Annotated in this window: 14 protein-coding genes; 1 reads left to right on the top strand and 13 read right to left on the bottom strand. The window is 45.0% G+C overall.

Annotation, left to right across the window (positions count from 1 at the left end; translation table 11 throughout):
* Positions 1 to 11 precede the first annotated feature (11 nt).
* From RH061_RS06005 to RH061_RS05970, 8 genes are all read right to left on the bottom strand, one after another.
* On the bottom strand, positions 12 to 767 hold the full coding sequence (locus tag RH061_RS06005; RefSeq protein ID WP_311074630.1) for an ABC transporter permease: 756 nt from the start codon (positions 765 to 767) through the stop codon (positions 12 to 14).
* Positions 751 to 1,539, bottom strand: coding sequence for an ABC transporter ATP-binding protein (locus RH061_RS06000; RefSeq protein ID WP_167832105.1), 789 nt, complete (start codon positions 1,537 to 1,539; stop codon positions 751 to 753). The genes RH061_RS06005 and RH061_RS06000 overlap by 17 nt, the downstream gene beginning before the upstream one ends.
* Before the next feature lie 170 nt (positions 1,540 to 1,709).
* Positions 1,710 to 2,015, bottom strand: a complete 306-nt coding sequence (locus RH061_RS05995; protein ID WP_311074628.1) for an AzlD domain-containing protein — start codon at positions 2,013 to 2,015, stop codon at positions 1,710 to 1,712.
* Positions 2,008 to 2,736 carry an AzlC family ABC transporter permease gene (locus RH061_RS05990; RefSeq protein ID WP_311074627.1) on the bottom strand — a complete coding sequence of 243 codons (729 nt, stop codon included), beginning with the start codon at positions 2,734 to 2,736 and terminating at the stop codon, positions 2,008 to 2,010. The genes RH061_RS05995 and RH061_RS05990 overlap by 8 nt, the downstream gene beginning before the upstream one ends.
* Before the next feature lie 344 nt (positions 2,737 to 3,080).
* Entirely contained in the window at positions 3,081 to 3,860 is a 780-nt protein-coding gene (locus RH061_RS05985; RefSeq protein ID WP_396654862.1) for an enoyl-CoA hydratase-related protein, read from the bottom strand.
* 153 nt (positions 3,861 to 4,013) lie between these two features.
* Positions 4,014 to 5,570, bottom strand: a complete 1,557-nt coding sequence (locus tag RH061_RS05980; protein ID WP_311074625.1) for a fatty acid--CoA ligase family protein — start codon at positions 5,568 to 5,570, stop codon at positions 4,014 to 4,016.
* 167 nt (positions 5,571 to 5,737) lie between these two features.
* On the bottom strand, positions 5,738 to 6,727 hold the full coding sequence (locus RH061_RS05975; protein WP_311074624.1) for a lipoate--protein ligase: 990 nt from the start codon (positions 6,725 to 6,727) through the stop codon (positions 5,738 to 5,740).
* Between the two features lie 13 nt (positions 6,728 to 6,740).
* Positions 6,741 to 7,475, bottom strand: coding sequence for an MBL fold metallo-hydrolase (locus RH061_RS05970; RefSeq protein WP_311074623.1), 735 nt, complete (start codon positions 7,473 to 7,475; stop codon positions 6,741 to 6,743).
* Positions 7,476 to 7,646: 171 nt separating this feature from the next.
* On the opposite strand from RH061_RS05970, the gene yhfH reads away from it, so the two are divergent.
* Positions 7,647 to 7,781: a protein YhfH gene (gene yhfH / locus RH061_RS05965; protein ID WP_167832100.1), complete on the top strand. Its 135-nt coding sequence runs from the start codon at positions 7,647 to 7,649 to the stop codon at positions 7,779 to 7,781.
* 301 nt (positions 7,782 to 8,082) lie between these two features.
* Here yhfH and RH061_RS05960 read toward each other — a convergent pair whose 3' ends face one another.
* The 5 genes from RH061_RS05960 to hemE all read right to left on the bottom strand — a co-directional run bounded on the left by RH061_RS05960 (position 8,083) and on the right by hemE (position 14,617).
* Positions 8,083 to 10,281, bottom strand: a complete 2,199-nt coding sequence (locus RH061_RS05960; protein ID WP_311074621.1) for a YhgE/Pip family protein — start codon at positions 10,279 to 10,281, stop codon at positions 8,083 to 8,085.
* Between the two features lie 76 nt (positions 10,282 to 10,357).
* Entirely contained in the window at positions 10,358 to 10,930 is a 573-nt protein-coding gene (locus tag RH061_RS05955; protein WP_311074620.1) for a TetR/AcrR family transcriptional regulator, read from the bottom strand.
* Between the two features lie 155 nt (positions 10,931 to 11,085).
* On the bottom strand, positions 11,086 to 12,513 hold the full coding sequence (gene hemY / locus RH061_RS05950; protein WP_311074619.1) for a protoporphyrinogen oxidase: 1,428 nt from the start codon (positions 12,511 to 12,513) through the stop codon (positions 11,086 to 11,088).
* Between the two features lie 28 nt (positions 12,514 to 12,541).
* Positions 12,542 to 13,480 (bottom strand): ferrochelatase, encoded by a 939-nt coding sequence (gene hemH / locus RH061_RS05945; RefSeq protein ID WP_311074618.1) that lies wholly within the window; start codon positions 13,478 to 13,480, stop codon positions 12,542 to 12,544.
* Positions 13,481 to 13,570: 90 nt separating this feature from the next.
* Entirely contained in the window at positions 13,571 to 14,617 is a 1,047-nt protein-coding gene (gene hemE / locus RH061_RS05940) for a uroporphyrinogen decarboxylase (RefSeq protein WP_311074616.1), read from the bottom strand.
* Positions 14,618 to 14,694 lie beyond the last annotated feature (77 nt).

Genomic DNA, 14,694 nt, shown 5'->3' with positions numbered 1-14,694 from the left:
CCCTCCTGTTTTTATGATTCAAGTCCCCAGCGATTCAGCACCGATTTTTCGATGCGCTGGAAGATAAGCTGGTCAACCACTGTTCCAATAATGCCAATGATGATCATGACGCCTATGACCAGACCCATATTGCCGAAGTCTGAAGCGTAGCGCAGAGTATATCCAAGACCCGGACCCGTGCTTAAAAGTTCCCCTGCCATGAGGGCCCTCCAGGCAAATGCCCATGCCAGCCTTGAACCCGTGACTACATAGGGGATGGCTGCCGGAAAAATCACTCTCTTATACAAATTCCAGCCATTCACACCCATTGTCCTGGCTGCCTTTATGAATAATGGTGAAACATTTTTGATGCCCACCCTGATATTAAGGGTCATCACAAATGTTCCTCCTAGAACGACTACAAAAATGACGGCCTTCTCATTCATGCCGAACCACATGATCGCGAGTGGAAGCCATACAATGCTCGGTACACTTTGAAAAGCAAGGACGATTGTTCCAAGCGTCTCATCCGCCGTTTTGGATTTTGCAAGCAGGACTCCGAGCGCTGTCCCGATTACCAGGGAAAGTCCAAGGCCAATCCCAAGTCGCTTGAAGCTGGCAATCAAATCATATATCAAGGTTTTATCCTCGAATCCTATGACCAATGCCTCTAGGACCTTTTCCGGAGATGGAAGGATGATTGGCATCCACCACTCCAGCTCGCTTCCGGCGTACCAGAATGCAATGATTGCTGCGAAAAATATGATTCTCTTAATGTGCGGATTCATCTGCAAGCTCCTCCCTGATGACTTTGTCGATCTCCTTCTTCAGGTAGCCCATAATATATTCTTCCAGCTCAACCATCTCTTTTTTATGCTCATCGCGGGGCCTGGGAATGTCCACTTTAATATCCTTAAGGATCACTCCTGGTTTTGTTCCCATCACGATGATTCGGTCTGATAGCTTAATGGATTCGGAAATGCTGTGGGTTACGAATAAGATAGTCTTTTGTGTTTCAGCCCAAATCGTCTCCAGCTGCCCATGCAGGCGTGAGCGAGTTTGTTCATCAAGCGCCCCAAAAGGTTCATCCATCAAGAGGATTTCCGGATTCATCGCCAGCGCCCTGGCAATGGCCACCCGCTGCTGCATTCCACCTGAAAGCTCATGAGGATAATGTGAAAGATACTTGCTCAACTGGACCTTTTGCAGCTGTTTTTTTGCCTCGGCTTCTGCCTGCTTCTTCGGCATTTCCTGTTTAAGCGGAAACAGGACATTCTCCAGGACATTCAGCCATGGAAAAAGCGCTGCCTGCTGGAACACCATCCCCCGGTCCTTCCCTGGTTTATCAATTCTTTTACCTAAAACTGAAACTTCTCCGCTTGTAGCTGGAGTCAGCCCGGCCACTATCGAAAGAAGCGTGGATTTGCCACACCCCGATGGACCAAGGATCGATACAAATTCCCCTTTATTCACTCCTAGATTAATATCTTTTAAAATATCAACCTGGTGATTATTTTTATCTTCATACTGTTTGTGTACATTGCTGATTTCGATAAACAATTTAACCACCCTATTCTCATAAAACTTATTAGTATAGTCGGAATTAATAAAGTTAATTATAATCTATTCATTCATCTTGTCAACATTTCTTTATTTTTGTAATCAGCCAGCCCTTTTTTTAGATTAGTCCCTTTCATTGGCAAAAAAAATAGACCTGCATGCCAGCAGATCTAAAAGAAATAAGAATATAAAGTCAAGACTGAAATCGATCCTATGACGACTACAATGACATTCGCACCCATAAAGGCAACGATGAAAGCGGCCGCGGCTCCGATCAATCCGTACCAGATGTCTTCCTGAATGAACAGGATTGCCGGGAAAATCAGCGCCCCCAGTGTGGCATAAGGGACATTTTTCAGAACACCCTGCAGGAAAGGCGGCAATTCTTTACCGCGGAACATCACGAACGGAAGCATCCTCGGGATGTAGGTCACGACCGCCATCCCAATGATCATGATGATGATTTCTTTACTCATCTGCCTCTGCCCTCCTGTCCTTCTTAGAGCTTTCTACAACCTCTACGATAATGGCCGACAATAAAGTCGCCAGGACAATAGCCCAGCCAGTGGACATCAGTTCAGCCATCGTAAAAATCGAGTTGAACGCAGCAGCAAGTGCTGCCAGGTATACAACTTTCACATTGGTTTTCATTGATGGAACCAATAAGCCGACAAACATAGCATATAATGCGACTGACATGCTTTCCTGAAGAGTTTGCGGCAATCCGGCCCCGACAAGGAAGCCTAGCCCGGAAAAGACGACCCAGCTTGAGTAGGCAGTGAGATTCAAACCGAACATATAACCGGCATTGACCGTTCCCTCCCGCGTTGCTGCGACCGAAAACGTCTCATCGGTAATCCCGAAGGAATACCCCATCCTTGCCCCAACCGTATCCTCTTCTGCCTTTTCATTCAAGGAGGCAGACATGAGGAAATGGCGGATATTCACGATAAAGGTAGTGAGAATAACTTCAAAAATACCGATTCCCTGAGCAAGGAGGCTTAAGGAAATGTATTGTGCGGCGCCCGCGAATACCAGCATGCTCATCATGACCGTCTCACCGAGCGCAAGTCCCGTTGTCTTGGCGATCAAGCCAAAGGTAAGTGCAATCGGCATATACCCTATCGCAATGCTGATGCCTGATTGAATCCCTTTTTTAAAATCTGTTGCATGCTTTACAGCCAATGTACCTTCCACGAGATCCCCGCCCTTTCTATCACTATGTAAAAATCGAAACCCTTTAATCAATTAAAATATATTATACATACTTCCAGCAGCTTGGAAAAGTATTTCTTTTACCGAAATAATTTGACCGGTTAAAAATTCGAATCGCTGGCCTCAAAAGTGCAGTTGGCCGATATATTCGAAAATGTGGTCGATATATCTAAGAAGTGGTCGATATCATGGAATTGTAGTCGATATATTTCAAAATTCGGCGTACGAATCGAAGAAATGTGCAATTTATATGGTCTCTCAACATCCTTTTTTGCAATAACTAGAATGCAATCAACATAAAAAAACACGGCCGCGGCCGTGTTGAGTTACTTTCCTTTAAATTCTGGCTTCCGTTTCTCGCTGAATGCGGCCAGTGCTTCGAGCCGGTCTTCTGTCGGGATGGTGACTTCATAGGCTTTGCGCTCAATTTGCAGTCCTGTCTGTAAGTCGGCATTCATCCCCTGCTTGACGGCGTATTTAGCCTGCTGCAGTGCAACAGGTCCGTTAGCCAGCATCATTTCGGCAAATTTCATGCATTCATCAAGCAAGCTTTCTTTTTTGACTACAGCGGTAACGAGGCCATAATCCAGTGCTTCCTCAGCTTTCAGCCGGCGCGCTGTCAATATCAGCTCAAGTGCTTTTGCCTGGCCAATCAGCCTTGGAAGCCGTTGAGTTCCTCCTGCTCCAGGTATGATTGCCAGGCTCGTTTCTGTCAATCCCATCTGCGTCCCAGCTGCGGCAACACGGAAATCACATGCCAGGGCAAGCTCCATTCCGCCACCGAAGGCAAATCCATTGATGGCTGCGATTGTCGGCTGCGGCAGCTGGTCTACCATCGTGAATACCTCGCCGATTTTATAGATATTCCGCTTCACGTCTTCATCAGACAGAGTGCGGCGTTCCTTCAAATCAGCTCCCACGCTGAATGCTTTATCGCCAGCACCGGTAAAAATCACGACTCTGGCTTCACGGTTTGTCCTGATTTTTTCAATGACATTCTGTAACTCATCAAGCGTCTCATAATTAAAAGCATTTAATGCATCCGGGCGATTCAGCGTGACGATTGCTGTATGTCCCTGTAATTGAAAATCGATGTTTCCCACCATGATCAACTCCTTCTCCAATGACATTCTAGCCCAGGGAGCAAATTTCCTGCCCCTTTATCAAAGCACCAGCGCTTTGATTTACTCTGTCCAGCTTTCGAAGCTGAGATTACACAAAACAAGGCAAGCATGGCGCCTGCCTCTCAACTGTAAAAATTATTGTTTTTGTAAAACCTGATTCTTTAATGCTCTTCTTAAAATCTTCCCAGTTGTATTCTTCGGAAGCTCTTCGAGGAACTCGATTGCGCTCGGCACCTTGTACTTGGCCAGGTGCTCACGGCAGTAGTCCAGCAGCTGCTCCTCTGTCAGCTCAGGGTCCTTGCTGACGACATAACAGCGTACAGCTTCACCGAAGTTCGGATCCGGAACACCGAGGACCGCAACCTCAACTACTTCAGGATGGTTATACAAAACTTCTTCGACTTCACGTGGATATACATTGTATCCCCCAACCAGGATCAGGTCCTTTTTGCGGTCAACGATGTAAAAATAACCTTCTTCATCCATGCGGGCAAGATCACCTGTATACAGCCAGCCATCCCTGATAGTCGCGGCTGTTTCTTCTGGCATCCTATAATAGCCTGCCATGACGTTCGGGCCGCGGACAATCAATTCGCCGACTTCTCCAGGAGCCACTTCCTCTCCCATTTCATTTACAACTTTGTTCTCAACATTCACAATGGAAGTTCCAATTGAACCAGCCTTGCGCGGACGGTCAAGAGGGTTAAAGCAAGTTACTGGTGAAGCCTCGGACAAACCATAACCTTCAGAAACCATCACATTGAACTTGCGCTCGAAGTTCTGGAGAAGTGCAACCGGAAGGGAAGCACCGCCGGAAATACACAGTCGAAGTGACTTAAGGTCATCCGGGTTTCCTTCTGGATACTGGAATAGGAAGTTATACATCGTCGGTACGCCTGCAAAAACAGTCGCCTCATATTTCCTGGCAATCCGGAATACTTCTGCCGGGCTGAACTTAGGGACAATCAACAGTGTTCCGCCGTTCATCAGCGGCGCATTAAGGGCAACTGTCAAACAGAAGACATGGAACATCGGCAAAGCCGTGATCACCTTGTCTTCTTCATTCATCTTAAGGTAATCGCTTACATCCTTTGCATTGCTATAAAGATTTTGGTGTGTAAGCATAGCTCCCTTAGGCTTGCCTGTTGTTCCAGACGTATAAAGAATGACAGCAACATCATCATCATTCAGTTCAGGACCCTTGAAATCCAGGTCTCCAGAACCAACGACATGTGTAAACGGTTTCATTTTTTGCCCTAAAGGAAGCTTGGACATTTCCTCTTCAGACATCTGGCTCTGGCCTGTCTCCGCAATGACGAAGTGTTCGACCTTTGGCAGGTGCTGATGCATTTTTTCAGCGAGCGGCAGCATTAAATCCAGACCAACGACCACTTTAACATCGCCATTGTTCAGGATATAGCCGATTTCATCTGCTGTGTAAATTGGATTGATGGGAATGACTGTTGCACCGAGCCTTAGCGCTCCGTACATACCGATGACAAAATGTGGAGAGTTTCCTAGCAATAAAGCGATATGATCGCCTTTTTTTACCCCAAGTTTCTCAAGACCAGAAGCAAACTTAGTTACAGCAGCATCAAGCTCTGCATAGGTGCTTGCTTTGTCCATGAAAAAATATGCTGGCTTATTGCTCAGCATTGAGGCAGTGTGATGAAGCTGTGATGAAAGATTCATTAACTCCCTTCCCCCTTTGCGGTGACAAGAATCACCTAACTTTGTAAAAAGTTTTCTAAATATATTATATTGAAAGAAAATTATGGATTCAAGGAAAATATGTCGGAATTCTAACAATTTTACTTTCAGAATAAAAAACGCGGTGCATCAACACCGCGTTTCAAAAGTTAATATATTAAGTTAATGAAATCTTCTTTAGAAATATTTCCGAAATAATGTTTTATATCTACACCTTCCAACGCCTGAGCAATTTGGGACCTTTCATATTTAATTCCTGTCAGCTTGTCCTCAACTTCAGTCACATCGCCTACACCGAAGAAATCTCCATAAATTTTGCAGTTTTCAATGATCCCTTTGTTTACTTCAAAGCGGACATCGACCTGGCCAACTGGGAAACGATGCGAATGCTGAAGGTTGAACTTAGGCGACTTGCCATAATTCCAATCCCAGTTCTGGTATCTTTCTTTGGAAAGCTCATGGATATTTTCCCAGTCCTGCTCTGTTAAGACATACTCAGGAATATCGTCCAATCCATCAAAGATATTTTTTAGCAGAAGGGAACGGAATTCCTCAATTGTCACTTTTTCAGAAAGGAACTCGGAGATATTCGCAACTCGGCTGCGGATTGATTTAATACCTTTAGATTCTATTTTGTCTTTTTTTACGTTAAGCGCTGAAACTACGCTTTCAATCTCTGAATCAAACAGAAGTGTTCCATGGCTGAACATCCGCCCTCTTGTCGAAAATTGAGCGTTACCGGATATCTTTCTTCCTTCTGCCAACAGGTCATTCCTTCCGCTTAATTCCGCATTGACTCCTAGTTTCCTTAGAGCATTCACCACGGGCTCGGTAAACTTCCTGAAGTTGTGGAAGCTTTCTCCATCGTCCTTCGTGATAAAGCTGAAGTTCAGGTTGCCAAGATCATGGTAAACAGCACCTCCGCCTGATAATCTGCGGACAACATGAATGCCATTCCTGTCGACATATTCGGTATTGATTTCTTCAATCGTATTCTGGTTTTTGCCAATGATGATGGATGGCTCGTTTATATAAAACAGTAAGTACGTTTCATTAATGTCAAGGTTCTTCAAGGCATATTCTTCAATTGCCAGGTTAATCCTTGGGTCTGTGATTCCTTTATTATCGATAAATAACATGATTGATTCTCCTTTAAAGAGTGATTTCCAGCCCTTCCCTCGCAAGGGTTATAGGGCCATTGAAAATGGTTGATGCTTCTGAAACAAGCTGGTCAATTTCCCCATAATGCGGCAAATGGGTCAGGACCAGCTGCTTAACACCTGCTTCAGCCGCAAGCTGTCCGTTATCATAGCTGTTCATATGTCCCGCACCTTTTCCATCCTGGTTCCCGTAAAAATTGCATTCGGAAAGCAGCAAGTCTGCACCGGAAGCAAACGGGATGAACTCTTCCTTAAATGAAGTATCGGCAGTATACACCAGTGACTTGCCACCGGCTTCGATCCTCATTGCATAGCAAGGAACCGGATGGACAGCAGACAGGAATGAAATCGTGAAAGGTCCTGCGTTCAGCTTTTTAGCCGGGTCATAAGCGACCCCTTTAGTGATGTTTTTGTATGTAAGCTTCGCAAATTCCTGTGTATCCTGAGTATGTCCATAAATCGGAAGCTGCGGGGACCTTTTTCCCAGAAATCCCTGAATCAGACGTGCATGCTGCAATACGCCAATATCTGCGATGTGGTCTGGATGATAATGTGACAGCACCATGGCATCCAACTCTTCAGGCTGGACGAAATTTTGGAGTCTGGCCAGTACGCCGCTGCCAAAGTCGATCATCAGCTTAAATCCTTCATGTTCAAGCAAATATCCAGTGCTTGCCTCATTCACTTTTGGATACCCGCCCCAGAACCCTACTATAGTCAGCTTCAATGATTTCCCTCCTATAATCACGCTTTTTCTATCACTATACTTCATTCTGCCCATTTTTTCACTAGAACGGCTTTTTCAGAAAATTATGATTGACGCCTTTCACTCTGTTATAATACAATAGAGTAAATAATGATACTGTACCAAAACACAACTTGTTTGGAGGGGAACAACATGATTCAAAATGTCGTAGAATTCTTTCGTAATTTGCCGAAGAAGCAGTGTATTGAGTGTGGAGAATCGATTGACGAACAGCATGAGTGCTATGGAAATAAGTGTGATGGATGCATGGACCCTGGTAAACTATAAGAAAAGCGCAAGCGCCTTGTTCAGCCCCGACAAGCGTTGGAGGGCTGACCAGTGAAGTCGTTCTTTGACTTCATTGGGCGGACCGAAACGTCTCGAGGGGCTAGGCGATGGAGCTGGACAATTCTCGAAGTAGATATACGTCTATAATTCAAATTGATTCGTTTTCCTTCCCCGGTTTCCCGGGTGTAATACAATCCCTTTTCCGCAGTGTAATAGCTGCACATGAAAAGCCAGCTCGATATCTATTCGAGCTGGCCTCTTTTTTATTATGGCTGTTTTCGCAATACGAAAAGGGCCTTTGTCATTCAACTAACATGGCAAATTTCCTTTTGAACATCCAATGGAAATATAATGCTGTGCCTGCTGCCAGGACTAAAATGTATCCTGCCAAAATTCCTGTATTTTGCCACATGAAACTGAAATCGCCGCTCGAGATCACAGCTTTGAATCCCTGCACAGAATATGTCATTGGCAAATAAGCGTTAAATTCCTGTAAAAATCCAGGAATTAATTCCAACGGGAAAGTTCCAGCGCTGGTAGTAAGCTGCAAAATAAGAATGATAATTGCAACAAAACGTCCTGGGTCTCCTAACAATGTCACAAGGAATTGGATCAATGCAATGAAGGTCAGGCTTGTGACAATCGAGAAAATCAGGAATAGCGGAATGCTTTCAACCTTCAGGCCGAGACCCAAAAGAAGGATGGCATCTGCTGCAAGAGCCTGCAATATTCCGATTCCTGCCAGGATACCGAACTTTCCAAAGAACCAACTTACCCCGCTTTTAGGAACACCAGCTGGCTCCCTTAATGGGAATACTATGGAAAGCAGCAATGCGCCGACAAACAAACCAAGAGATAAAAAGTAAGGTGCAAACCCTGTCCCATAATTCGGAACTGATTTGAATGTTTCACTTTGCAGCTTGACTGGTGCCGCCAGCATATTATAGGTATCCTCGTTTGGATTAAGCTGTGCTTCCTCCGCTCCATCCTTCAACTTTTCAGCAAGCTCTGTCGTCCCATCTGCTACTTTTGTATTGCCTTCTGACAATTTTTCAGCACCTGATGCCAGTTGACCTGTTCCATCCCTCATGGCTGAGGACCCAGATGCCAATTGATCCATTCCACCAACAAGTTTGGAACTACCATTCGCCAGCTCAACAGAACCAGCTTTCGCCTCACTTAGCTTGTCGCCGAACTGCTGTAGGCCAGATTGAAATTCTTCATGGCCGGCTGCCAGCTTTGCAGCACCCGTTTCAAGTTCTCCACTGCCAGCTGCAAGTTCAGAAATTCCTTGCTGGAGCTGGTTCTGGCCTGCCATTACTTCTTTCAAGCCAGCCGATAATGTCTCTGAACCCCCAGCCAGTGCACCTGCTGAATCTGAAAGTGTCGCTGTTCCCTGTTCAAGGCTTGCACTGCCAGCTTCAAGTTCATTAAGAGCCTGGGCTAGTTGCTGCTGTTTCTCAGGGTATTCACCTAATAAAGGCGCCATTGCCTCCATTTGCTTCTTGAGCTCCTGAATGCCTGCATGAAGTTCAGCTGCACCGCCAGCCGCTTTGTCAGCACCTGCTTTCCATGCTGATAGGTTCTGGCCGAGCTTTTCAGCGCCCTCTTCAATTTTAGTTGTCCCCTCGACCATTGCTGGTATCTTGCTGTTTACTTGGTCTAATCCCGCTTTAACTCCTGAAGCTCCTGCCTGTAAATCTTTCTGGCCTGAAAGGAGCTTTCCTGAAGCATCCTCCAGCTTCGTTTCGCCCTCCACCAATTGGCCAAGGCCTCCAGCTAGTTTTCCTGCTCCAGCAGCCAACTCTTTTGTTCCGGAATTAGCCGAATTCATTCCCTGGTTGAACTCGATCGACTTGCTTGCCAAAACAGATAACTGATCATTAAGCTCCTGGCTTCCGTCCTTTAGCTTGACTGCTCCTTCGCTCAAGCCAGCAGCTCCGTCGCTCGCTTTAGATAGACCATCGGCCAGTTCGCCCACTTTGCCAAACATCGTTTCAGCATAGGTTTCAGAAACCTTCTCGGACACAGATGCTTTAATTTTTTCTGCTGCTGTCCCGCCAATCTGAGCAGATAAAAAGTTGAAGCTTTCATTAGGCATATAAACAAGTTCGAGTTTTTCAGGGTGTTCATCCATCAAAGTTGTTGCATTTTCAGAGAAATCTTCCGGGATTTTGATGAGCATATAATATTTTTGCTGCTCCAGTCCCCTAGTCCCTTCTTCTTCGGACACAAACTTAAATCCAAAATCCTGGTTTTCTTTTAATTTCTCAACCAGGTCATTGCCAAGTTCCAGCTTCTCCCCATCTAAAGTTGTCCCTGAATCGCTGTTGGCAACAGCTACGGGAAGATCTGAAAGATGTTCGTACGGATCCCAGAATGCCCACAAGAACATTCCACTGTAAAGAACCGGAATGAATAAAACTGCAATGATCGGAATAAGAAGCTTCTTGTTGCGAAAAATAGCAAGCAACTCTTGGGTAAATAAACTCTTTTTCATTTTTAGTCCTCCATGATGTAATTTTCTGACCGTTTTGTTCATTTGGTCATTTTTCTGTTAAAAATAAGGACCATCCTTAATCAGACAATCCTTTAAAAATATAAAACTCAAACAGATCTGAGATTTCTTCTTTTTCAAGTGGCTCGTTCTTTTTTTCCCAGTCAAAAATCAGCGCGATATAAAGCTTCATCATTATGAACGCTGTGATCTCCGGGTCGCATTCCTTTATTTCTCCCTTTTGGATTGCCTGAATGACCTTTTCCTTAATAAAGCTCAGGATGGCCGATTCTAATTTATCCATAACCTCCAGGACAGCTGGTGTCCCAATATCCCGGGCTTCTTGCGAGAGTTTGATTGTCAATTGATGTTTTTTACGAAATTCCAGCAGTCTATATAATGCTCTGTGGACATTTTCATAAAAAGAATCTGATGGATTTACCGCTTCATTAGCGACTTCTTTCATTTCTTTGATCAGGCCATTAACGATTTCATCGAAAAGCTGTTCTTTATTTTTGAAAAAGGTATAGATTGTGCCTTTCCCAACGTTCGCCAGCTTTGCGACTTGATCAATTGTAGTCGCCTTATAGCCGTACAATGAAAAAGAGTTGGTGGCTGCTTCAATAATCTGCTGTCTCCGGTCGACCGCCATGCTATCACCTCCAATATGACCAAATGAGAAAAACGGTCAATATGTCACTGACTAATTTATCATGTAATTAACACTATGGCAAGGATGAAAAAATAAAAAACCCTAAAAGGGTTTTTTATAAATAACTATATTTGTTCACAAAAGGGACAGCCCTTTTATCCACGAAGCTTCAAATATGACAGGATCTTTTCGACGGCTGCTTCTCCTTGATCTATGCAGTCTGGAAGGCCGACTCCCTCATACGAGCTGCCACCTACGTAGACGCCAGGAAGCTCACTGGCCAGGTCATTCTTCAGCTTCGTGACTCTTTCCTTATGTCCGACAGTATACTGCGGCATGGCCTCTTTCCATCGTGACACTACTGCAAAGTCAGGCTGTGCCTGGATATCCATCGTTTTATTTAAATCCTCGAGAGCGATCTTGATGATCTCATCATCCGAGAGCTCGACAATTGCCTCGTCACCCGGCCTGCCGACATAAAGACGAAGCAGAACTTTTCCCTCAGGTGTTGTATGAGGCCACTTCTTATGGGTCCAAGTGCAGGCGGTGATTGTATAATCACTGTTCCTTGAAACAACGAAGCCGGTACCATCAATATCTTCTTTTATGACACTTTCCGGAAATGCCATGGCAACCGTCGCAACAGAAGTTGAAGGCATATCGCGGAATGGGTCAAAAATATGTTCGTGATCGGAGAACATATGCAGCGCTGCTTCATGCGGGGCAGCTATCAGGATGCTGTCTGCATCAAGCGATTCGCCGCTGCTCAGCCTCAGACGGTAACCATTCTCCTGTTTGCTCACTTTATCGACCCTGATTCCCTTAATGACAGAACCAGGTTCAAGCTTGGATTCAATCGCGTCAACAAATGATTGAAGACCAGTCGTCACAGTCAGGAACATTCCTTTTTTCTTAGCCTGACCCGTTTCAGCAGGCTTCTTTTTTGCCGAAGGAGTTGTTTTCTTTGTGCCAAGAATCAAACTCCCGTATTTCTGCTCTACCTGGTAGAATTGCGGAAAAGTGGACAATAGGCTCATGTTATCGATATTCCCAGCATAAATACCGGAGAGCAGAGGCTCAATCAGGTTTTCAACCACTTCATCGCCAAGCCTCCGCCGGAAAAATTCGCCAAGGGACTGGTCTCCTTTTACCTTTGAAGGTGGTATAAAGAAGTCTCCGGCAGCCCGGAACTTACCTGGCCAGGAAAATAGGCCGGTTGTAACAAAAGGAGCGATTTGAGTGGGAATTCCCATCACTGCTCCGCCAGGCATAGGGTGGAGTTTGTCCTTCACCAGCACATACGATTTCCCTGTACTGTTATTGACTAGCTTATCTCCTAAACCTACTTCCCTGGCCAGACGCCCTGCGCTCTCTTTTCTTTCCAGGAAGGAATCCGGCCCTCTTTCAATGACAAAGCCATCTTTAACATACGTTTGCATTTTCCCGCCAACACGATGGGACGATTCGACCAGTTTCACATCAAGAGGAAGCTGGTTCTCCCTGGCATGCTTACGCAAATAGTATGCTGCCGCTAAACCCGTTATGCCACCGCCTACAATTACAACTTTCTTTTTTTCTGTCACGGTAAATCGCCTTCTTTAAGTAAGAGTTTTAGCGTGATGTTGACAGCTTCTTTAAAATGACATCTGCCAGTGCATCGATGAATTCAGGCTCTGTATTCGGCATCGCCGGCCTGTAATAGCTGGCTCCGATTTCTTCTGTCACGACTTTACATTCATAATCATTGTCATACAGTACTTCCAGATGGTCGGAAACAAACCCTGCCGGCACATAAACAAATGCTTTATAGCCATTCTTTTCGAACAGTTCCCTCGTCAAGTCCTGGACATCAGGCCCTAGCCAAGGCTCAGGCGTGTTGCCAGCACTCTGCCAGCCAACTTCGTAATTTTTCAGGTTTGCCTGCTTTGCGATCAGATCCGCTGTTTCTTTTAACTGTTCAGGATAAGGATCACCCATTTGGAGAATCTTCTCAGGAAGGCTATGGGCAGAAACGATCAATACTGCGTTTTCGCGCTCGTCAGCAGGCATTTCCGCAAAGGTTTTACTTACTCTGTCTGCCCAGTACTTAATGAATTTCGGTTCATCGTACCACTGCTCGACTGATACAATTTCAAGTCCGCCTAGCTTTTCTGCTTCTTCTTTAGCTCGTCCATTATACGATTTTACACTGAAGGTTGAAAAATGCGGTGCCAGCACGATGCTTACTGCCTCTTTAATGCCATCATCATGCATTTGCTTCACGGCATCCTCGATGAACGGCTCGATATGTTTCAAACCAAGATACATTTTGAATTCAATCTCATCCTGAACGCTGTTCAGATGCTGTTCGAGCTTTTCGCCCTGTTCCACCGTGATTTTTGCAAGTGGTGAAATGCCGCCGATTGCTTCATAGCGCTGTTTCAAGTCTTCAAGCATTTCCGGTGCCGGCGGACGGCCGTGGCGGATATGTGTATAGTAACGTTCAATATCTTCTTCTTTGTAGGGCGTGCCATATGCCATCACAAGCAAACCCATCTTTTTCTTAGTCATGATTGCACCTCTTTTTCGTGTCTCTAAGCTTATATTCTGCCAAAAACAAGACCATTTTACCAAATGTAATGCTCTGGAGCAGAATATAGACTATTTGCCTAATTTTGAGGCAGAGTACTCGTGGATGAAAGCCGTCAGCTTTTTCAATGTCTCAGGGTTCACAGATGGGAATACCCCGTGGCCCAGGTTGAAGATGTAGCCTGGCTGTGCCATACCCTGGTCAAGAATCGCTTTTGCCCTTTCTTCGATCACATTCCATGGTGCAAGAAGGATTGCAGGATCAAGGTTCCCCATGACAGTTTTCTGGATTCCAAGTTCGCGAGCCTCGCTCACCTGAAGACGCCAATCCAGTCCCACTACATCAAGCGGAAGGTCGTTCCATTCCATGGCAAGATGGCTTGCACCAACACCAAACATGATCAATGGTACATTTTCTTTCTTAAGTTCAGAAAAAATCCTGTTCATAACGGGCTTGATGAATGTACGGTAATCCTGGACATTCAATGCTCCTACCCATGAATCAAAAATTTGGATTGCTTTAGCACCGGCCTTGATTTGGGATTTCACATATGTAATCACCATATCTCCTAGCTTGTCCATCAACGCGAACCACGCTTCCGGCTGGGCGTACATGAATGCCTTTGTCTTGTTGTAATTCTTTGAAGGCCCGCCTTCAATCATGTAGCTTGCAAGGGTAAACGGCGCTCCCGAGAAACCGATCAATGGAACAGACAGCTGTTCTTCTGTCAGCAGCTTGATTGTATCAAGCACATACGGAATATCTGATTCTGGGTTGATCGCACCCAATTTTTCAACATCAGACAATGATTTTACAGGGTTGGAAATGACAGGTCCGATCCCTGATTTAATTTCTACATCTACTCCCATTGCTGGCAGCGGGGTCATGATATCCTTGTAAAGAATCGCCGCATCAACGTCGTATTGTTCTACAGGAAGCCTTGTAACATATGCACAAAGCTCAGGCTGGTGCGTTATTTCAAATAAAGAGTATTTCTCCTTGATTTCTCTATATTCAGGCTGTGACCTGCCTGCTTGTCTCATATACCAGACAGGAACGTAATCTGTAGCTTCTCCTCTGGCTGCTTTTAAAAATGTATCATTAATCACCTTGCTCATTGAGTGTGGTCCACCTTTCAATAATGTCTGTAATCCATTGTAATATAAAAGGATTAAAATAAAAAACAACTATTTTA

Source organism: Mesobacillus jeotgali, assembly GCF_031759225.1.
GTDB classification, from domain to species: Bacteria; Bacillota; Bacilli; order Bacillales; family Cytobacillaceae; genus Mesobacillus; species Mesobacillus jeotgali_B.
This window is presented reverse-complemented; position numbering and strand designations above follow the sequence as displayed.